20 protein-coding genes are annotated in these 19,802 nt (G+C 72.6%); 12 read left to right on the top strand and 8 right to left on the bottom strand.

The window, feature by feature from the left end:
• Positions 1–164: 164 nt before the first annotated feature.
• The 3 genes from ADK67_RS11510 (at position 165) to ADK67_RS11500 (ending at position 2,760) form a co-directional block, all read left to right on the top strand.
• On the top strand, positions 165–863 hold the full coding sequence (locus ADK67_RS11510) for a GAF and ANTAR domain-containing protein (RefSeq protein ID WP_063797567.1): 699 nt from the start codon (positions 165–167) through the stop codon (positions 861–863).
• Between the two features lie 76 nt (positions 864–939).
• Positions 940–1,833: an AAA family ATPase gene (locus ADK67_RS11505; RefSeq protein WP_053716389.1), complete on the top strand. Its 894-nt coding sequence runs from the start codon at positions 940–942 to the stop codon at positions 1,831–1,833.
• A 78-nt stretch (positions 1,834–1,911) separates the two neighbouring features.
• Complete coding sequence (locus ADK67_RS11500) at positions 1,912–2,760, top strand: maleylpyruvate isomerase N-terminal domain-containing protein (protein WP_082403388.1); 849 nt, start codon at positions 1,912–1,914, stop codon at positions 2,758–2,760.
• Here ADK67_RS11500 and ADK67_RS11495 read toward each other — a convergent pair.
• Entirely contained in the window at positions 2,733–3,755 is a 1,023-nt protein-coding gene (locus tag ADK67_RS11495) for a serine/threonine protein phosphatase (RefSeq protein WP_197289398.1), read from the bottom strand. The genes ADK67_RS11500 and ADK67_RS11495 overlap by 28 nt on opposite strands.
• 173 nt (positions 3,756–3,928) lie before the next feature.
• Between ADK67_RS11495 and ADK67_RS11490 the strand changes: the two genes are divergently transcribed.
• The 7 genes from ADK67_RS11490 to ADK67_RS11460 all read left to right on the top strand — a co-directional run bounded on the left by ADK67_RS11490 (position 3,929) and on the right by ADK67_RS11460 (position 9,593).
• Positions 3,929–4,480 (top strand): GNAT family N-acetyltransferase, encoded by a 552-nt coding sequence (locus tag ADK67_RS11490; protein WP_063797566.1) that lies wholly within the window; start codon positions 3,929–3,931, stop codon positions 4,478–4,480.
• Positions 4,481–4,748: 268 nt separating this feature from the next.
• Positions 4,749–5,600: a CPBP family intramembrane glutamic endopeptidase gene (locus tag ADK67_RS11485; protein WP_231648130.1), complete on the top strand. Its 852-nt coding sequence runs from the start codon at positions 4,749–4,751 to the stop codon at positions 5,598–5,600.
• 101 nt (positions 5,601–5,701) lie between these two features.
• A complete protein-coding gene (locus ADK67_RS11480; RefSeq protein WP_053716387.1) occupies positions 5,702–6,127 on the top strand; it encodes a hypothetical protein in 426 nt (141 codons plus the stop codon).
• A complete protein-coding gene (locus ADK67_RS11475) occupies positions 6,124–6,660 on the top strand; it encodes a hypothetical protein (protein ID WP_053716386.1) in 537 nt (178 codons plus the stop codon). The genes ADK67_RS11480 and ADK67_RS11475 overlap by 4 nt, the downstream gene beginning before the upstream one ends.
• A 29-nt stretch (positions 6,661–6,689) precedes the next feature.
• Positions 6,690–7,550 carry a hypothetical protein gene (locus ADK67_RS11470; RefSeq protein ID WP_053716385.1) on the top strand — a complete coding sequence of 287 codons (861 nt, stop codon included), beginning with the start codon at positions 6,690–6,692 and terminating at the stop codon, positions 7,548–7,550.
• 10 nt (positions 7,551–7,560) lie between these two features.
• Positions 7,561–8,358 (top strand): hypothetical protein, encoded by a 798-nt coding sequence (locus tag ADK67_RS11465; RefSeq protein WP_053716384.1) that lies wholly within the window; start codon positions 7,561–7,563, stop codon positions 8,356–8,358.
• Positions 8,355–9,593, top strand: a complete 1,239-nt coding sequence (locus tag ADK67_RS11460) for a hypothetical protein (RefSeq protein ID WP_053716383.1) — start codon at positions 8,355–8,357, stop codon at positions 9,591–9,593. Before ADK67_RS11465 ends, ADK67_RS11460 begins: the two co-directional genes overlap by 4 nt.
• Positions 9,594–9,610: 17 nt before the next feature.
• Here the strand turns inward: ADK67_RS11460 and ADK67_RS11455 are convergent, their stop codons facing one another.
• The 3 genes from ADK67_RS11455 to ADK67_RS11445 all read right to left on the bottom strand — a co-directional run bounded on the left by ADK67_RS11455 (position 9,611) and on the right by ADK67_RS11445 (position 12,893).
• Positions 9,611–11,056, bottom strand: a complete 1,446-nt coding sequence (locus tag ADK67_RS11455) for a toll/interleukin-1 receptor domain-containing protein (RefSeq protein ID WP_197289397.1) — start codon at positions 11,054–11,056, stop codon at positions 9,611–9,613.
• 95 nt (positions 11,057–11,151) lie between these two features.
• Positions 11,152–12,000, bottom strand: a complete 849-nt coding sequence (locus tag ADK67_RS11450) for an ABC transporter permease (protein ID WP_053716381.1) — start codon at positions 11,998–12,000, stop codon at positions 11,152–11,154.
• Positions 11,997–12,893 (bottom strand): ABC transporter ATP-binding protein, encoded by an 897-nt coding sequence (locus ADK67_RS11445; protein ID WP_053716380.1) that lies wholly within the window; start codon positions 12,891–12,893, stop codon positions 11,997–11,999. The genes ADK67_RS11450 and ADK67_RS11445 overlap by 4 nt, the downstream gene beginning before the upstream one ends.
• Before the next feature lie 223 nt (positions 12,894–13,116).
• On the opposite strand from ADK67_RS11445, the gene ADK67_RS11440 reads away from it, so the two are divergent.
• Together ADK67_RS11440 and ADK67_RS11435 are read left to right on the top strand one after the other, a co-directional pair.
• Positions 13,117–13,932, top strand: coding sequence for a GbsR/MarR family transcriptional regulator (locus ADK67_RS11440; RefSeq protein ID WP_053716379.1), 816 nt, complete (start codon positions 13,117–13,119; stop codon positions 13,930–13,932).
• Between the two features lie 30 nt (positions 13,933–13,962).
• Positions 13,963–14,592: a CG0192-related protein gene (locus ADK67_RS11435; RefSeq protein WP_053716378.1), complete on the top strand. Its 630-nt coding sequence runs from the start codon at positions 13,963–13,965 to the stop codon at positions 14,590–14,592.
• Between the two features lie 7 nt (positions 14,593–14,599).
• Here the strand turns inward: ADK67_RS11435 and ADK67_RS11430 are convergent, their stop codons facing one another.
• From ADK67_RS11430 to ADK67_RS11415, 4 genes are all read right to left on the bottom strand, one after another.
• Positions 14,600–16,042, bottom strand: coding sequence for a flavin monoamine oxidase family protein (locus ADK67_RS11430; RefSeq protein ID WP_197289396.1), 1,443 nt, complete (start codon positions 16,040–16,042; stop codon positions 14,600–14,602).
• A 251-nt stretch (positions 16,043–16,293) separates the two neighbouring features.
• Positions 16,294–16,821, bottom strand: a complete 528-nt coding sequence (locus tag ADK67_RS11425) for a GNAT family N-acetyltransferase (protein WP_053716376.1) — start codon at positions 16,819–16,821, stop codon at positions 16,294–16,296.
• 48 nt (positions 16,822–16,869) lie between these two features.
• Positions 16,870–17,991: a cytochrome P450 gene (locus tag ADK67_RS11420; RefSeq protein ID WP_053716375.1), complete on the bottom strand. Its 1,122-nt coding sequence runs from the start codon at positions 17,989–17,991 to the stop codon at positions 16,870–16,872.
• Positions 17,992–18,099: 108 nt separating this feature from the next.
• Positions 18,100–19,476 carry a M28 family peptidase gene (locus tag ADK67_RS11415; protein ID WP_053716374.1) on the bottom strand — a complete coding sequence of 459 codons (1,377 nt, stop codon included), beginning with the start codon at positions 19,474–19,476 and terminating at the stop codon, positions 18,100–18,102.
• Positions 19,477–19,802: the final 326 nt, after the last annotated feature.

The raw sequence follows: 19,802 nt of genomic DNA, 5'->3' as shown, positions 1-19,802 counted from the left end.
GGACGACTTCGCCCCGCGCACCTCGGGCAGGGCCGACACCCGGTTCAACGGAACTTCTTCGGCTCGTATTCCACGCGGGAAGGCGGTGTGGGCGTGGCCGTGACGGGGCACACCCGGAGTGCCCGTGGTGCGTTCGACCGACGAGGGTTCAGCGGAGGTGGCCAGTGGCCGAGGACACGACCGGCGACGACCTGGCGGCCAGGCTGAACGAGGTCGCCCGCGCGCTGCACCGGCAGGACAGCGCGCAGGACACGCTGGACGAGATCGTGCGCGGCGCCGTGGACACCATCCCCGGCGCCTGGCACGCCGGGATCATGACGATCGTGCGCAAGCGCGACATCCGGACCGTCGCGACGACCGACGACGTGCCGCGCGACGTGGACCAGGCCCAGTACGACACCGGCCAGGGACCGTGCCTGACCGCGCTCTACCAGCAGAAGATCGTCAGCGCGCCCGACCTGGCCGAGGAGACGCGGTGGCCGCTGTTCGCCAAGCGGGCGCTGGCGCTGGACGTGGCCAGCATGCTGTCGTTCCGGCTCTACGTGGAGGGCGACGACCTCGGCGCGCTCAACCTGTACTCACCGGACGCGGGCGCGTTCGACGAGGAGTCCGAGCACGTGGGCCTGCTGTTCGCCGGCCACGCCGCCGTGGCGCTGGCCACCTCCCAGGAGCGCGAGCACATGGCCGACGCCGTGCAGACGCGTGACCTGATCGGGCAGGCCAAGGGCATCCTGATGGAACGCCACCGGCTCACTGCCGACCAGGCGTTCGCCGTGCTCGTGCGCGCCAGCCAGCAGACCAACGTGAAGCTGCGCGCCCTCGCCGAGCGACTCACCCGGACGGGTGAGCTGCCGTCCCGTTGACCCGGCCGGGACCTCGGTTCGGTCTCCGACGGACTCGCGCGATCATGGTGGCTCCCGCGCTACCGATCGGAGTCCCGTGGTCGACCTTCCGGTGCACCCGTCAGCCGACGACCTGCTCGCGGACCCGGGCGGGCCCAAGCACGGGATAGCTGCCGAACTGGTGGCGCGCGTGGGGCTCGCCGACTTCGACGTGGTGGAGCGACAGGTGCTGCTGACCGCGTCGTCGTGGGAGGCCGAACGGCTCGGTGACGTGGTCGTGCGCCCGGAGCACGTGGTGCTGGGCTGGGTGCGTGCGGTCGAGGAGCGTGGCGACCGGCCTCCAGGCGTGCCGGCGCTGGACGTCGTGCGCGAGCGGTTGCAGGCGTTGATGGCGGATCGCGCGCACGCCGAGTACGAGGCGCTGAAGCCGATCCCGCGCCCGGACGCCGTGCGGCGACCCCGGGCGGTCCTGATCGCGGGCGTGCCGGGAACGGGCAAGAGCACGTTGGCCGAAGCCCTGGCGTGGCGGCTCACCGCGCCGGTGTTCTCGATGGACTGGCAACTGGGCGCGCTGCTGCCGTTCGGCGGGCTGCGGACGGACAACACGACGCACCTGGCGGAGCTGAACCTGACCGCGTCGGTGGCACGGCAGCTCCAACTGGGGCTGGACGTGATCGTGGACGCGACCGGGCACCGCCGGGAGACGCGGCGGCGGTGGCGGTCGGTCACCGAACGCCTCGGCGGCGTGTTCGTCGGCGTGGAGTGCGTGTGCTCGGACGAGGCGGTGCAGCGTCGCCGGGTCGAGAGCCGGGCCCGCGGCATCCCCGGCTGGCCGGCGACGGTGACGTGGGACCACGTGCTGCGGACGAAGGGGCTGTGGGAGAGCTGGGACGAACCGCACCTCGTGGTGGACTCGGCGACCGAACCGCCCGAGGCCGGCCTGCGCCGCGTGGTGGATTACTGCGCGTCGGCGGAAGAGAGGCCGCAGTAGAGCACGAACGCGGTAGTTCGGTGTGCGGCCACGTCACTACGTTCGGTGAAGTGACGTCGACCGCGCGGGAGGCCACTCGTGGAGCTGGACATCACCGACCGGCGATGGCAGGACGTGCGTGACGCCCTCACCGGCGCCTCGGAGCGGTTCACCCGGATGCTCCTGGACTGCCGGACGCCGGACCGCCGCACGATCGGCGACTGGTCGGTGGCCGACACCGCAGCGCACGTCTCCGTCGTGGCCCGGCTCAACGCCGGCCTGATCAGCGGCGACCTGTCCCCGCTCGACGCGCCCCACCTGGACCAGGGCTGGCAGGAGGCGGGTTTCGGCGGGTTCGCGCGGCTCAACGACCTGACCCTGGACCACTTCCCCGAGCGTGCGCTGGACGTGGTGTCGAACACCCTGCTCGAAGAGGTCGACCTGCTGCTGACCAGGGCCAAGGACGTCGACCCGCGCGAGCTGCGACCCTGGCTCGGCAGCGCACAGCTCCCCGCGGCCGCGCACGTGGCGCACCAGCTCAACGAGATCCTGATCCACGGCCTGGACATCGCCCGGGTGCTGGGCGTGCCCTGGCACATCTCCGCGCACGAGGCCGCGCTCACGTTCGACTTGTTCCTCATGCCCATGCTCGGCGGCCGGTCGGGGCGGCTGCTGGCGGGCGCGGGCACCCCGGGTCGCGTCACCCTCGAGTTCCGCTCGAAGCACACCGTCCCCGTGGTCTTGACCAGCGAGAACGGCCGATTACAGGTGGAGCCCGCGGACGGCCGGAAGATCGACGCCCGGGTCACGTTCGACCCGGCCGCGATGATGCTCACGGTCTTCCGCCGCATCCGCCTCGCGCGCGCCGTCGCGACCGGGAAGGTCTTCGCCTTCGGCCGTCGGCCCTGGGCCGCCGTCGGCTACCTGCGCGGGATGCGCTCACCGTGAGCGTCCGGGTACTCGGCGTGGACCTCGCCGCCGAACAGGCGCCAGTAGAAGGCGTTCAGCCGCGCGGCGGCGGGCGCGTGCCGTGCCAGGACACCGGCCACGGCGGACGGCACGTCGTCCGGGATCTCGCCGGCGGCGCACCGGCGGACGAAGTCGTTGCGGGCCGTGGGGACGCCACCGGGCGGCACCGTCACCCCGCACACGTCGGTCACCAGCCAGTTGACCAGTCGCATGGCGGCGTAGCCGGCGTCGTGCGTGGCGTTGCGCCGGACGAAGTCCCGTTCGGCGGCCGACAGCTCGAAGGCCGGCGACGTGACCAGCCCGAAGTCGGTCAGGTAGATCCGCTCGCCGTCGGTGCGCATGTTGCCGAGGTGCCCGTCCATGTGCAGCAGGTCCCGGTCGCGCAGGAACGCCACGGTCTCCGCGAACTGCCGCTCGACCGCCTCGGCCTTGCTCGCGGGATCCTCGCCCAGCCAGCCTTCCACCGGGCGCGGCACGTACTCGGAGAACAGCACGAGGCTGTGCGACGCGGCGGCCAGCGCGTCGAGGCGGACCCGCACGGCCGGGCTGCCGCCCATCAGGGCCACGACCTCGTCCACCGCGGCGTGCTCGGCGGCCACGGGCGCGCGGCCGGGCAGCACGCGCCAGTGGTGGAGCAGCGGGAACGCCGCCGTCTCCCCCGCCAGGACCGCGTCGGTGACGATCCGGTTCGCGGCCAGCTCGCGCCACGCGTTGAACGACGGGCCGCCGATGCCGTACTGGCAGCACACCGGCAGGTCGAACAGGTTCGCGGTGGAGTGCGGCCGGGCGAGTTCCCGGTCGGTCAGCGGGACGCGCTTGACGAACACCGGCGTCCCGTCGACGTCGACCACGGCCGATCCGCCGCCGACGCCCACGCTGCCGTTCGCGTCCACGAGGCGTTCGAGTTCACGATCGTCGCGTGAGGAGAGGAGCACCGAGAGCCGCTCGTGACGGGCACGCCGGGAGGTGATCACGTCCCGATCATCCCGCAACGGGCGTTCCGCCATCCCGGCCGGCGGAAATCCCGGTCGATACCGGCCGCCGAGTGGCTACTGTGCACGTGACGTTGAGGGGGGCGACAAATGGGCGTATCCGTCACCGCACGCCGGACCGCCCGGCCGCGCCGGTGGTAGGCGTCGGTCGGCCGGTGGTCGTGCCAGCGCAGTGGCCGCAGGACGCCGTGGTGCGGACGGCGCGGTTGCGCGTGGAGCCCGTGCGGGTCGCGCACGTCGAGGAGATGGCGGTGGTGTTGGGTGATCCCGCGCTCTACGCGATCACCGGCGGCGCGCCGCCCACTGCCGTCGAGCTCGCGTCCCGGTACCGGCGTTGGGAGCGGCCCACGTCCGACGACGGCCTTGAGGGCTGGCTGAACTGGGTCGTGGTGCGGGACGCGGACGGCGCCGCCGTCGGCACCGTGCAGGCGACGACCACGGCCGGGGCGAACGGGCTGACCGCCGAGGTGGGCTGGGTGATCGGGGTGCCGTTCCAGGGTCACGGCTACGCCACCGAGGCCGCCGAGGCCGTGGTGTGGTGGCTGGTCGACCGCGGTGCGGGGGCCGTGCACGCGCACATCGCGCCCGACCACCCGGCCAGCGAGGCGGTCGCGCGGCGCATCGGGATGCGGGCCACCGGCGAGTTCCGCGACGACGGCGAACAGCGGTGGCGGTGGCGACCGGCCCAGGCCCGGACCGCGACGTGACGCCGACCGTCCGGTCTCGATCGCCGCACGACCGTGGTGGTCGAGTTGACCTCGCCCCCGACGCGGGTTATCCACGGTTGTGAGCGATGACCAGACCGGGCCGGCACCCCACGACGACCACGTCACCGCGCCCCGACCCGCCGAGTGGCCGCCGGTCGCGCCACCACCCGCACCACAACCGAGCACGCCGGCACTACCCACGCCACAACCGAGCGCGCCACCACCCGCACAGCAGCCGCCCGCACCACAACCGAGTGCGCCACCACTCGTGCAGCAGCCGACCGCACCACCACCACCCGTGCAGCGGCAGACCGCCCAGCAACCCTTCGCGCAGCAGCCGACCGGGCAGCAGCCGGCCGCGTTCCCGCCTGGCGAGCCACACCCCTCCGCGCCCTTCCCGGCGCGTGAACGGCGGGCGGGGCTGTCGTTGCTGGGGGTGTTCCTCGCCGGCCAGTTGACGATGCTCCTCGTGTCGGTGGTCGTGCTGCTGGCGCACGACTCGGGCGACGTGACGCTGCTGGAGGACGGTCGGCTGCTGGCGTTGCTCGTCCTGCCCACGTCGCTGGGCGCGGTGGTGGCGGTGATCGGCACGGCCTGGCTGGGCGGTGGCCCGAGGCTCGGGCGGGCGGCGCGCGAGCTGGCGGTCCGCTGGAACGTCAAGGAGATCGCCATCGGCTTGGCGCTCGGCCTCGGCGGCCTGGCGCTGACGCTGCCCGCGGCGGCGGTGTGGGCCGCGTGGGTCGGTGAGGAGCAGGCCGGGTCGGCGGTCGGTGACGCGTTCGCCGGGCGCGAGATGGCGCCGGCGGCGGCCGTGCTCGTGTTCCTGGCGGTGTGGCTGGTCGCGCCGCTGGCCGAGGAGGTGCTGTTCCGGGGCGTGCTGTGGCGCGCGTTCGAGCACCTGGGCTGGAACCGCTGGGTCGTGTTCGCGGCGACCAGCCTGGTGTTCTCGATCGCGCACCTGGAACTGCTGCGCACGCCCCTGCTGCTGGTGCTGTCGATCCCGATCGGCCTGGCCCGCGTGCTCACCGGGAACCTGCTCGCCAGTGTCGTCGCCCACCAGGTCAACAACCTCCTGCCGGCCATCGCCCTGCTCCTGGCCACCACGGGCAACCTGCCGTGACCGAGCACTGACCGTTCGCCCGTCCGGGGGACACGCCGACACGACTGCATGATCCTTCGCGATACCTGGAGTACACGCCACCACTCCGGGCGGAGGTCCAGGTGCACACGTCAGGGGGCGACGCCGAGACGCGGCCGGGCGGCCTGCGCAACCGCTGGCTGGCGCCGGTCTACGCGCTGGTGATCGCGTTCCTCGCGGTCCTGCTGCTCGGGGCCGTGGCGCGCGAGCCCGACGTGCCGCCACCGTCGACCGTCGCCGTCCAGTTCGTGCCGAACCCGCCGGTAGGCACCCGGGTCAAGGTGCTCGCCGCGAACGCGTCGGACCACACCGTGAACGGCCAGGGCAGGGTGGACGTCGGCACGTCGGGCAAGCCGTTCACGGTCTGCGTGCAGCTGCCGGCCAAGTGGTCGGCCCCCGCACCCGCGGCCGGGTTCGGCGACTACGCGTGCTGGCCTCCGGTCGACCCGGACGCGGTCGACCCCGGTGGGCGGGTCGAGCTGGTCGTGACCCCGGCAGGCACCGGATGACCACGCGGAACGCGATCGTCCTGGCCCTCACTGCGGTGTGCGCCGCGGTGGGTGGGCTGATCGGCCTCCAGACCTGGGACCTGGACTTCTGGCGGTCGGTGACCGTGGTGGTGGTCGGCGCGCTCCTGGGTGTGCTGCTCGCGTTCGGCGTGCTGACCACCGACCGGCGTCCGGTCACGCGGACCCACCACCCGACGCCCGCCGTGGCGGAACGCGAGCCGGTGTTCGCACAGGCGGCCTCGTCGTCGGAACCCGAGACGAAGCCGGCCAACCGGACGTGGTGGGCCGAGGCGCCCGCGCCACCGGCGACGACCACCGCGACCAAGCCGCAAGAACCGCTGCGGCAAGGCTACGACGTGGACCGCGCGGTGGTGGCGCAGTGCCCGCGCTGCGGTGACTTCCGGCTCGACCTGAAGCAGGACGGCGAGTCCTGCGCCTTCCACTGCCGCAACCCGAACTGCGGCCACCGGTGGGAGTGGCGCGCGGGCACGCCGTGGCCGACCACCGTCGTCCGCCGCAACCTGACCGGATGACGTGACGACCGACGAAGAGGGGGTGCGCTGTGGAGAACTACCGGCAGTCCGTGTCGCGGGCCGACCCGGGGTGCGTGGTCATCCTGCTGGACCGCTCGGACTCGATGAAGCTCGCCTGGGGCCGCACCGGCGCGTCCCTGGCGGACGGCGCGGCGTTGGCGGTGAACAACATCCTGCTGGACATGTGCATCAAGGCGACCACCGAGGTCAACGCGCCGGTGCGGCACTACTTCGACGTGGGGATCTTCAGCTACGGGGCACGCGTCGGCGAAGCCGGTGAGGGCGTCGAGTCGGCGTTCGGCGGCGCGCTGGCCGGCCGCGGTCTCGTGCCGCTGCCGGAGTTGGCCGAGCACCCCATGGCGGTGCGGGAGGAGCCGTCCATCGACCTGATGCCGGTGAGCGCGCGGATGCCGGTCTGGGTCGACCCGGTGCACGGCCACCGCACGCCGATGTGCCAGGCGATCGCGGTCGCCGGCGCGCACGTGTTCGACTGGGCCGCCGCGCACCCCGACTCGTTCCCGCCCATCGTCGTCAACATCACCGACGGCATGGTGACCGACAGCCCGTACGACGGCGCGACCCTCCAGGACTGGGCGCGGCGGCTGACGTCGATCGAGACCAACGACGGCGCGACGTTGTTCTTCAACGTGTTCCTCTCCCCCTTCGAGGTCACCGAGATCGTGTTCCCGTCCGACCCGGGCGGCCTGCCACCGCCCGGCCCGGACCTGTTCGCGCTGAGCAGTCCCCTGCCGCGGCCGATGGTCGACAACGCCAGGGTCGACGGCTACGACGTCCGGCCGGGCGCGCGCGGGCTGGCGTTCAACGTGGGCCGCTCGACCCTGCTCCGGGTGCTGCAGATCGGCACCAGAGTCCCGGATCGCGTGAGGTAGGGGGCACGCCGTGAGCCACACCCGGCAGGTCCTCTTCTACGCGCCGAAGCACGGCAACACCGAGGCCGAGTGGGAGGACGGCGCGGCGGCGGCGCCCGCGGACGGCGCGGGGCGCGGCCCCCGGTTCGCCGTCGCGGACGGCGCCACGCAGGGCTTCGGCTCGGCCCGCTGGGCGCAGCAACTCGTCGCCGGCTTCGTCGGTGACCAGGGCACGGCGCCGGAGCTGACGGCGGACGCCCTGCACCGCTGGGCGGCGGACATGCAGGACCGGTGGCGCGACGACCCACGTCTGGCCGGCGCGACGGACCTGCAACGGCTCAAGCAGGCGACGGTCGGCTCGTTCGCCACGTTCCTCGGCTGCGAGCTGCGCGACCTCACCGGTCCGCGACCCCGCTGGACGGCGGTCGCGCTGGGCGACGCGGTGCTGTTCCACGTCCGCGGGCACCGGGTGGTGGCGCAGTTCCCGCCGATCCCGGCGGACGAGTTCGGGTCCAACCCGGACGGTCTGCCGACCGGCGCCGCCGGGCTGGCCGAGATGATCGGCCGGGCGTCGTTCGCCGAGGGCGACCTCGCGGACGGCGACCTGCTGTACCTGGCCACGGACGCGTTCGCGCAGTGGGTGGCCGCGGCCGACCTGCGCGACCGGCGGGCGTTGTGGACGACGTTGGCGGGGCTGGACCACCCCGAGGCGTTCCGCGCGCTCGTGGCCGACCGGCGCGCGGCGCGCGAGATGGTCAACGACGACGTCACCCTCCTGCGGGTGCGGCTCGATCGGAGGCCGGCCGAGCACCTGGTGGTGTGCCTGTGATCCGGTACCCGACGCCCGAGGAGTACATGAAGGCGGTGCAGCGCGCGGACTGCTTCGTCGCCGACGAGCTGCGCGGGCTGGAACTCGTCGTGCACCCGGTGTACGGGATACCGATGCCGGCGGCGGGCACGAGCGCCGTCGTGTTCAAGGCGATGGCGCGCGGCGAGGCACAGGCGTTGCGGTTCTTCACCAGGGACGACGTGTCCAGCAGCGAGCGTTACGGCGCCCTGCACGCGCACTTCACGTCGAGCGGGCTGGAGAGCGTGGTCGCACTCCCCCGGTGGGTGGACAACGGGATCCTGGTCAACGGCCGCACGTGGCCCGCGGTGCGGATGCAGTGGGCGGAGGGCCACACGCTCAACCGCCACGTGGACGAGCTGGTGGAGCGGGCGGACACCGGGTCGTTGGCCGCGTTGGCGGGCACGTGGCGCGACCTGGTGACGCGGATCCAGCGGGCCGGGTTCGCGCACGGCGACCTGCAGCACGGCAACGTCCTCGTCGGCCGCGACGGCGGCCTGCGGCTGGTGGACTTCGACTGCTCGTGGATCGCCCGGTTCTCCGGCACGCTCGCGCCGAGCGAGACCGGGCACCGCAACTACCAGCCCGAGCACCGGCCGTGGGGTCGGTGGATGGACACGTTCTCCGGGCTGGTGATCTACCTGTCGCTGCTGGCGTTGGCGAAGGACCCGAGCGGCTGGCGCACGTGCTACACCGGCGAGAACCTGCTGCTGCGGCGCGAGGACTTCCAGCCGCCGTTCACCACGGCCGCGTGGGCGCACCTGGCCGCGATCGGCGACCCTCAGGTGGACGAGGCGGCGCAGCGGCTCAAGGAGTGCTGCACGCCCGGGTGGGTCGCGGCCTCCGGCTTGGCCGACCTGCTCGCGCCCCGGGCCAAGCCGTGGTGGGAACGCACGCCCACGGCGGTGGCGGCGCAGCCCGTGCAGGTCGCCGTGCAGGCTCCGCGTCCGGCGCCGTACTTCACGCCGGTGCCCCCGCCGCAGCCGCGTGGTGGCGAGTGGTGGACCCCGGCCCACCAGACGATGCGCAACGTGCCCCCGCCGCCGGACAAGCGGCCGACGTTGGCGAGCGTGTTCGTGGTCGCCGCGACGGTCGGCATCATCCTCGGGCTGGTCGCCGGGTACGACGCGGGCGCGGGACCGGGTGCGTTCTTCGGTGTGGTGGGGACCTTGTTCGCGATCACGATCGGGCTGATCCGGCGGAACCGGTCGGGCTAGGCCGAGGTCGGGTCGGCTCAGCCGGCCAACAGGCAGAGGACCACGCCGAGCAGGCCCGCGGACGCGATGACCACGGACGCGCGGGCACGTGGCTCGTGCTTCCTCAGTGCCACCACGCTCAGGACCAGACCGATGAGGACCACCACCCCGACCAGGAAGTCGACCGGGGTGCCGCCGCTCAACGCCACCAGCGCGAACGGGATGCCGGTCGCGCCGAGGACCGCGCCGGTGAACGCGAGGGAGCCGTCGTTCGACGGCGGGGACGCGGGTGGTTCCGGCGCGGGCTGTTGCTGGGTGGGCCGCTGTTGGGTGGGCTGCTGTTGTTCTTGTGGCGCAGGCTGTCGGGGCACGCGCTGTCGTGGCCAGGACTGGTTCGCGTCGGCCGGGTTCCGGCCGGGTGGGCGTGCGGCGAACGGTTGGGGTGCGGGCTGCGGTGGCGGGGACTGCTGAGGCGTGGCGGTGCGCGGGGCGGGCGGCAGTGACGTGGTCCGTTCCCCTGTGGACGGTTTCCCGCCCTCCCACCAGAGCGGGGTCGCCGACTGGGCGGGCTTCGGCAGGTCCGGCTTCGACTGGGCGGGCTTCGGCAGGTCGGCGGCCGGCAGGTCGGCGGCCGGCCGGCCCTCGGCCTCCACCACGCTCCGCAGCCACGCCGGCGTCGCCCCGGAGCCCGTGTCCCCGGCGCCTTCGGCGGTCGACGTGTCCGGTGCGTCCGCCTGCTCCGGAACCGGCGGCGGGCCGATCACCACCGGGTTCTGCTGCCAGTAGTCGGCGGCCGAGAGCCAGGTGACGCCCTCCGGAAGCCCTTCGCCCTCGCCCGGCTCCACGGTCTCCAGGATCTCGTCGATCTCCCGCGAGTTCATGTTGGTGATCTCGCCGCGCTCGCGGAACTCGCGCAGCAGCTTCACGATGTCGGCGCGGGCGATCTCGTCCCGCTCCGTCCGCAGGTGCCGCCGCAACTGGCCGATGATGATCTCCTGGCGCTCCGGCGAGATCGGCTGCGGCCCGAGGAGCTCGGCGATGCGGTAGAGGTACTCGAACGGCACCTTCGGCGGCGGTGGCATCGGGTTCGGCAGCACGCGCGGCCGGCCGGTCAGCTCGGTGAGCGCGCCCGCCAACGACACGATCGCGTCCGCGCTGCGCTCCCGGTAGTCGACCAGCTGCCGTTCCATGATCGGGATGCGGAGGTTGTCCAGCGGCCCGACCTGCACCGGGAGCACGGGCACGCCGAGCTGCTGCGCGTAGTCGAACTCCGCGTGGCAGGGCACCGACTTCCAGGACGCCTGCGACAGCGCGAACACGAAGACCCGGGCGGCCTGGATGGTGCGGATGATCTCGCGCCACCACAGCTCGCCGCCGTGGATCTCGTGGTCGAGCCAGACCTCCTGCCCCATCCGGCCGAGGTCGTCCCGGAGGGCGCGCACCAGGCTCTCGTCGGCACGCGTGTAGCTGACGAAGATGGTCATGGTCACGCCCTCCGGTCCGGGGCACGTCGCTCCAGCACTCATCTGTTTGGTCGCGCGGAACCACCCTTTCGTTGCGCTCGGTGGGGGTCATTCACCTATCTGACCCGTTGGAGGGACCTCTCCCGGCGCTCGGCCACGCTCGACCCGGACTCCCGGCGTGCCATCCGGCGCAGCACGACCGGCGCGAGGACCAGGCCGAGCACCGCCCACGCGGTGAGCACGCCGACCGTTTCGAGGTGTCGCCAGGACTCGCCGATCTCCACGGCCACGGCGGCGTCCGGCAGCAACGCCGACCGCATGCCGAGCCCCAGCCAGTAGACCGGGAACACCTGCGCGACCCACTGCACCCACTCCGGCAGGGCCGTGACCGGGTAGAAGACGCCCGAGATCCCGATCATGGCGAGGATCGGCAGCATGAGCAGGCCCTGGCCGCGCGCGGTGGCGAACACCGAGCCGAGCACCGCGCCGATGGGCAGGGCGGCCAGCATGCCGAGCGCCAGCACCCAGGCCAGCGTCAGCCACGCGTCGAGGCTGCCGGTGACCAGGCCGGAGACCAGGAACACGCCGGGGATCAAGAAGATCGACAGGTCGATGACGAGCCCACCGGCCACGGACACGAGCTTGCCGACCAGGTAGCCGAGCATCCCGTTCGGCGTGGCCTTGGCCCGCAGCAGCGTGCCGTCCTCGCGGTCGGCGGTGAGCAGCTGGCTCATGGTGACCATGGCCATGGCGGCGTTCATGCCGAGGATGCTGGGCAGCGCGAGGGCGCCGACGGAGAACCCCGTCTGCCCGAACGACACGTCACGCAGGAAGAACGTGACGACGAGCATCAGCACGGGCCAGAACGCGTGGTTCCACAGATCCGCGCCGTTGGTCAGCGACTGCCGCAGCTCGATCAGGCCGCGCCGCCCGCCCGCGCGCAACGCGGTCGTGGTCGGGTTCACCGGGTCGCTCCTTCCGCCTCGACCCGGCGCACCAGCGACAGGTAGGTGTCCTCGAGCGAGGCCTGGCGGACCTCCAGGTCGGTGATCGCGTCGCCGTGGCGGCGGAACAGGTCGTGCACGAACTTCGTGGACTCGCGGACGTGCCGCACGTGCCGCTGCCCGGCGTGGGTCCAGCGGACCTCGTCCTCGCCCGCGATGCGCCGCGCCAGCTCGTCGGCCGTGCCGTCGGCGACGATCCGGCCGCCGTCGAGGATGACGATGCGGTCGGCGAGCTTCTCGGCTTCGTCCAGGTCGTGCGTGGTGAGCAGGATGGTCGTCGAGTCCTGGGCCGCGAGCCGGCGCACCAGCTCGTGGAACTCGCGCCGGGCGACCGGGTCGAACCCGGTGGTCGGCTCGTCCAGGAACAGCAGCTCGGGGCGGCCGACGATGCCGACGGCGACGTCCAGCCTGCGCCGCTGCCCGCCGGACAGCGTCCGGATCTTCGCGTCCGCCCGCGCGGTCAGGCCGACCGCCGCGACCAGCTCGTCCGGGTCCCACGGTCGGGAGACCTGGTCGGTGGCGTAGCAGGAGTAGTAGACGCCGAGGTGCCGCAGCAGCTCGCGGACCCGCCACTTGCCGTGGTCGCGCCAGGACTGCAGGACGACGCCGACGTGGGCGCGCCACCGCTCGTCGGCGTGGGCCGGGTCGACGCCGAGCACCGACACCCGGCCCGCCGAGCGCAGTCGGAAACCCTCCAGGATCTCGATCGTCGTCGTCTTGCCCGCGCCGTTCGGGCCGAGCAGGGCCAGCACCTCGCCCTGGTGGGCCTGGAACGTGATGCCGTGCAGGACGTCGGTCGTGCCGTAGCGCATGCGCAGGTCTTCGACGTCGAGCACGACTTGCTCGCTCGCCATTCCTCCCCCTGTCTTTTGCCGGTCGATCTTCACGAGGGAGCGAAAGCTACGTTGCGTTTCATCGCGCGACAACGCTGGAAAGTGCCGGGTCAGACATTTGAGCTGGTGTGTAGCTTCAAATCGTTGCAATAGGGCTGATGGTGAACGCAATGATTCAGCCGCGCTCGTTGCAATGCGCTGTCCGTGAACGCACACTGGCGTCACCAAGAAGAGGGGGCAGGCGATGCCGGGTGGCAGGCTGACCGACGAGGACCGCCGTGACATCGCGTCCGGCCTGACGCGCGGTCTGGGGTACGCGGAGATTGCGCGGCGGCTGGGCAGGCCCACGTCCACCATCACGCGTGAGGTGAGCCGCAACGGCGGCGCCCGCGACTACCGGGCCGACCGCGCCCACCAGGCCACGCGCCGACGGGCCCGCCGACGCAGGTCGGCCACGCACCACGAGCCGCCCGCGGCCGTCGGCGCGGAAGGCCGTGACCCGGCCGCGGTGCTGGCGTTCGCGGAGGAGTTCGCCGGGCTGATGGTGCGGATGGGGCTGCCGCGCATGGCGGCCCGCGTGCTGGCGAGCCTGGTCACGACCGACGCCGGCGCGCTGACCGCGGCCGAGTTGACCGGCAGGCTGCGGGTCAGCCCGGCGTCGGTGTCCAAGGCGGTCGGCTACCTCGAAGGGCTGGAACTCCTGCGCCGCGACCGCGACGCCCGGCGGCGGGAGACGTACTCCATCGACGACGACATGTGGTTGCGGACGTGGCTGACGAGCGCGCGGACCAACGCGATGCTCGCCGACACGGCCGAGCGCGGCGTCGGGATCCTCGACCCCGGCACGCCCGCCGGCGCCCGGATGGACCGGATGCGCCGGTTCTTCGCGCAGCTCGCCGAGGACATGGCCGGCGGCCCGAGCACCGACGTCGTGACCGTGCTGGGCGCGCTCGTCCGCACCGTCACCCCGGAGGGCGCGGCCCGGCTCGCCGCCGAGCTGGGCTGGCCGCCGGACCGCGTCGCCGAGGCGCTGCGCGACGCCGGGCAGGTGACGCGGTAGCGCGTGGATCACGGTCGTTACGATGACCGCATGGCGCTGATCCACAAAGCCACGCTGAGCCCCACCAAGCTCGAACTGCTGGCCGACTGGCTGCCCGGCCAGGACTGGCACACCGGGCCGACCGGCGAGCCGCGACGCGTGGCGGGCTACCGCTTCGACGACCCGGCCGGCGCGGTCGGGATCGAGACCCTGCTGGTGCGGGTCGGCGACGGGCCCGTGCACCAGGTGCCCCTGACCTACCGCGACGCGCCGCTCGACGGCGCCGACGCGTGGCTGATCGGCACCACCGAGCACTCGGTGCTGGGCAAGCGCTGGGTCTACGACGCGTTCGGCGACCCGGTGTACGCGGCGGCGCTCGCGGACGCGATCCTCACCGGGCGCGGCCAGGCCGAGGAGTTCGTGGAGGTCGACGACCGGCTCGAACCCCGTGCGCCCAGCATGGGCGTCGCCGTGACCGCGAACGGGCTCGCGGAGGCGCCCGCCGCCGGCGCGGTCGTGCGCGTGACCGGCGGCGAGCCGACGCTGATCGTGACGGAGACCGTCGAGTTGGCCGTCCGCCGGCGCCTCGACACCGGCGGCGTCCTCACCGGCGCCGTCCTCACCGGCACGTGGGCCGGTCAGGAGACGCCGGTGCCGCTGGCCTCCGCGACGCCGCGCTGAGCCTGGTTCAGTCCTTCCAGGGCATCTCGTCGCGCAGTCCCTCGTGGATCGCGTAGGCGTTCTTCACCGCCGCCTTGAGCGCGCCTTCCACCCACCGCCGGTGCCGCCGGTCGCACGCGTCGTTGGCGAACCACACCCGGTTCACCGGCCGGATCACGTCCTCGTAGAACGTCTCGCTCATCTCGAACGCCCGGAACAGGGGGCCGATGCCGCACGCGAACCAGTCGAGCGCCCAGTCCTTGTAGACGCCGAACTCGAACGTGTCGCGCGCCTCCGGGTGGATCTTGACCAGGTCCTCCAGCGCCTGCATCACGCTCTCCTCGCCGGCCAGCGGCGTGTACGGCATGCTGTCCTGCTCCCAGCAGTACGACGCGATCATCACGCCCTTGCGGAACCGGGTGTCCTGACCGGCGGGCGGGTAGACGATGTTGCGGATCGCCAGGTCGGTCACGGTGAGGCCGTGCGTGATGCCGTACGCCGTCTCCCACCACCTCTCGCTGAACTGCATGAACAGCTTGTGCGCCCGGCCGTAGTAGGTGTTGCGGATGGCGTACCACTTGTCCGGGTCGAGCCCTTGGATCTCCATGTGCCGCAGGCTGGCGAACGGCACCGTCACGATGCACTCGTCCGCCTCGATCGTCTGCGTGCGGCGGCCGGCGCGGTAGTGCACGCGCACCCCGCTGTCGTCCTGGTCGACGCCGTGCACCAGGGCGCCGAGCCGGATGTCGTCCATCAGCAGCGTCTCGAACGCGCGGGGCAGCGAGTCCGCGCCGTCCACGATGTAGACGAGGTGGCCGAACACGTCCTCGTAGAAGTGCGAGAACCACTCGACGAGGGAGAAGTGGTAGCGCCCTTCGAGGTTGAACAGCGGGCCGAGCATGGCCAGCGCGCCGTCGCTGAGGCCGCGTTCCTTGAGGTAGCCGAGGAGCGTGTACCGGTCGTAGTCGGTCAGCAGGCGGTGCCACGCCTTGGCTTCGTCCTCCTGCTCCATGATGTCGATCAGCGGCTGCACGGTGTGCCGCAGCAGGTCGTGCGGCGCGCGGTCCGCCTCACCGCGCTGCAGGTCGAACGAGAACTGGTCGGCGCTGAAGTCCCGGCGCCGGACGCCCTTTCCCTGGAGGAACACGAACGTGTCCTCGTCGTACATGGGGAACGGTCTGGTGGCGAGCTTGAACTTCTCCTCGATCAACCACGACACGAGCGGGTGCTGCTGCGGGAATCGCATCGCGCCGAACTCGCCGTACATGTCCCCGGCGAAACCGCGGTGGGTGAGGATGCGCCCGCCCAACCGGTTCTGGCCTTCGAGGATCGTCACCTCGTGGCCGGCTTCCTTCAACAGCATGGCCGCGGTGAGCCCGGCCATTCCGGCGCCGACGACGACGATCCGCCGACGTGGCGCGGAGCTTTCCGGCAATCCTTGCTTGAGCAGGTCGACAACGTCCAACGGCATGGAGACCACCTTCACACCCGGTCGTACCCGCGGTCGTGCCGCGGACTGGTTGGCAGCGGAGGTGGCCATCCTCGGTAGTAGTCCCGACCGTACTCGGGCCGAAACCCGTGGCCAACGCCCTGATGGGGTGAGGCGGATCGTCGCCGAATGCGCTGAATCCGGGTGCGTGGAAACGCCGATCTGCGGAAGCGCGGGGTCGCCGGGCCTCGCATTGCGGCCGAACGGGGTGGTCCGCCCACCCGGTCGGGTGGCTACTCCGACGAAGTGCGGGTCCGTGCTCCGACCCGCTGGGCCAACACCTGACCCGGCCAGGTCCCGACGGTGAACGGCTCGGTCGGCTCGAACCCGTTGCGGCGGTAGTAGGCGACCAGCTCGCCGTCGGAACCGGCGTAGCAGTCGACGCGGAGCAGCTCGACGCCGGCGCGTCGGGTTTCGTCGACGGCGTGCGCCAGCAGCGCGCTGCCGACACCGAGGCCGGCGTGCGACCGCGCCGTCACCAGGAGGGTCACGTACACCTCCGGCTCGGCCGCCGGTTCGACGTACCGGGGTGGCTTGGGCGCGAGCGTCATCGCGCCCGCGGGCGTGCCGTCGACCTCGGCGATCCACGCCGTGCCCTCGCGGATCTTCTCGGCGATGCCCTCGACCCGGCCGGGTTGCCCGGAGAACGGCTCGCTCCCCCACTGCCCCGTGCGACCGGAGGCGTCCAACCACGCCACCGCGCCGTCCAGCATCGCCATGATCGCGGGCAGGTCGTCCAAGTCTCCTTTTCGGATCTCCACACGTCCACGGTAACCGGACCGCGTGCGGCCTCCGTGCCGGTCGAGGCGTCAGGCCACCCGGAGGGGCAGGTGGTCGAGGCCGCGCTGGGTCGCCGTCGGCCTTCGCACGGGCTCGCCCGCCGCGTCGAGGCGACCGATCCCGGCGAGGGCGCGGAACGGGGTGAGCAGCACCTGCCTGCCCAACGGCGCGCCGAAGCACGCGTGCGCGCCGCGGCCGAGGCCGAGGTGCGGGTTGGGCGAGCGGGTGAAGTCCGCCTCGTCCGGCGAGGGGAACACCGCCGGGTCGCGGTTCGCGGCCGCCAGCACGACGACCACGACATCACCGCGCCGCACCCGCCTGCCGCCCAGGTCCACGTCGGACTTGCAGTGCCTGCTCACCGCCTGCACCGGACCGGCCAGGCGGATCAGCTCGTCCACCGCCCGACCGCCCAGGGAGGACAGTTCGGCGCCGGTCCACGACCGGCGCGACGTCAACAGGTGCAGGGCGTTGGCGATCAGGTCGCCGGTCGTGGAGTAGCCCGCGTCGAACACCGCGCGCAGCGAGTTGACGAGCACCCGGTCGTCGCCGGGCCGCACGACGTCGAGCACGCCTCCGGGCTCCGCGCCCTCCCGCCAGCCCTCGATGAGCGCGTTGAGGGTGTCGCGCGCGGCGAGGGCGGGCTCCAGCCGGGTCGGGTCGAGACCGGAGTCCATGCCGAGCACCATCGTGCGCGAGGTCTCCCGGTAGTGCCGGTGGTCGGCCGGGAACCCGACGCCGTAGAGGTCCGCGACCGCCCGCAGCGCCAAGGGTTCGGCCACGTCGCGCACGAAGTCCACCACGCCGTCCAGGTCTTTGACGAGGTCGTCGGCCATCCGCCGCACGGACTCTCCGACCAACGCCTCCCGCGAGCGCAGCAGACCCACGAACCGGTGGCGCACGGGCGTGGACTCGGGCGGGTCGAGCACGTGGAGGTTGCGCATCGACTCGGGCACCGGCCTGCCGAGCGCGGCGGGGTCCGAACCGAACGCGTCGGTGTCCTTGAGCACGCGCGTGCAGTCGTCGTGCCGGGTGAGCACCCAGGCGTCGAGCCCGTCGTGCCGGTGCACGGGGTCCTCGGCGCGCAGCCGCGCGTAGACCGCGTGCGGATCGGCGAGCATCGTGGGCGACAACGGGTCGAAGATGCTGGGCACAGGCGCTCCCCGGGCCGTGGGTGGGGTGCGCCCGGGCGCACCCCACCGGAATGGTCATCGACTGGTGGAGCTAGTGGAGGTAGTACATGGTGCGCACCTCCCTTCCGATCAGGGCCGCACGTCGTCGTCCTCGACGGCGAAGCGCCCCACGGCCCACGCCATCGCCCTCATCGACTCGCCCAGCGCTCCGACGTGGACGCTCGACAGGTCGTCGCAGGGCTGGTGGTAGCACGGGTCGTAGGTCATCCCCGCCGTGCCGCCGAACACGGCGGCCTCCTCCGGGGTCTTGATGCCGCGCACCCCGCCGAACGCGCCGCCGACCGGCACGCCCACCGCGGCGAACGCCTCCTGGTCGGAGCGGATCCCGCTGAGGTCCGCGGTGCGGAACGGCACGTCCCGCGCGCGATATCCTTGGGACAGCACGGCTTCCACCACGCCGGACCCGGGCGGGCCGGCGGGCGAGCCGGTGTCCGGGTGGTCGCTGTCGTCGCCGTCGACGACGAAGTGGACGTAGTTGGGCGATGCGATCAGCTCCCAGTTCAGGTACAGGCTGATCGCGGCCAGCTCCCGCGGTGTGCGGGTGCCCACGTAGTGGATCGAGCCGACGTTGATCCACTCCTCGGCGCCCCAGAACGCGAAGCGCACCTTGTTGACCACCCGCGCCTGGTGCGGCGCGAGGCGGACGGCGGTCTCCAGCAGGGCCGCGACGCTGGTGCCGTTGTCGTTGACGCCCGGTCCGTCGACCGCGCTGTCGAGGTGCGCGCCGGCCATGACGACGCTGTCCGCACGCCCGCCGGAGGTCTCGGCGAACACGTTCACCGTGACGTCGTCGTAGGAGTGACCGCGCAGGTCGAGCGACGCCGTGCCGGGCGTCAGCGACCGGGCGGAGCGCTCGCTGATGAACGCGACCGGCAGCGGGGCGCCCGGCACGCGGCGGCGGAGCACGGCGTCCACCGCGGGCGACACGTCGTAGAACAGCACCGCCCGCACGCCCGCGTCCCGCGCGGCCACCGCCTTGTCGACGGTCGGACAACCGCCGGTGGGCGCGACCGCGATCACGGTGCCCGCCGGGTAGTGCGCGGCCTGGCAACCGTCACCGGTCGCCGCCGCCAACGCGCCCTCGACCTGTCCCGACGGGGTGAACTGGCCCATCAGCGCGCGAACCCGTGCGCCGCCGGGCGCGGTGAAGACCTCGACGTCGGCCGCGAACCCCGTGTACGGCACGGGCTGGGTCGTCACGCGGTACCCGGCGCGGCGCAGGACGTGCTCGACGTGCTCCCGCGATCGCTCGAACCCCGGTGTGCCCGCGGCGCGGTTGCCGCCGTGCCGCTCGGCGGCGGCGTCGAACTCGGCGAGCGTGGCCAGCGCGGACGACGTGCTCACCGAGTCGGACAGCGCCCGCGCCAACCGGTCGTCCCGCGATTCGGCCGCAGCGGGCGCGCCTCCGAGAAAAATGAACACGACCGCAAACGCGACAATGCGCATGCCACCACCCCTGAAACAATCACCGGCGCACCCCGAATAGGCGCGAGCACGACTCGGAACCCGCTCCGAGCGGCGGCTCGACCTGCGGCGTCGCCATCTCCCCTGGGTTCGGAGGCTAGCGCCGACCCGATGGCCGCGCAACAGTCCGAGCTGCGCGGTTCACGAGATCGGCGCAATCACCGCACATTCCTGGCGGTCCGGAATTCGACCGCGCGGCACTCGATATCCACTGGTCAAGCGACAGGTCCGGAGAATGCTTCGCACGACGCCACGAATGACCGGGTGGCACCCACCGCTATTTCAAGAGCGTCAGCAAAACGGCATCC

It is taken from the genome of Saccharothrix sp. NRRL B-16348 (assembly GCF_001280085.1).
GTDB lineage: Bacteria > Actinomycetota > Actinomycetes > Mycobacteriales > Pseudonocardiaceae > Actinosynnema.
This window is presented reverse-complemented; position numbering and strand designations above follow the sequence as displayed.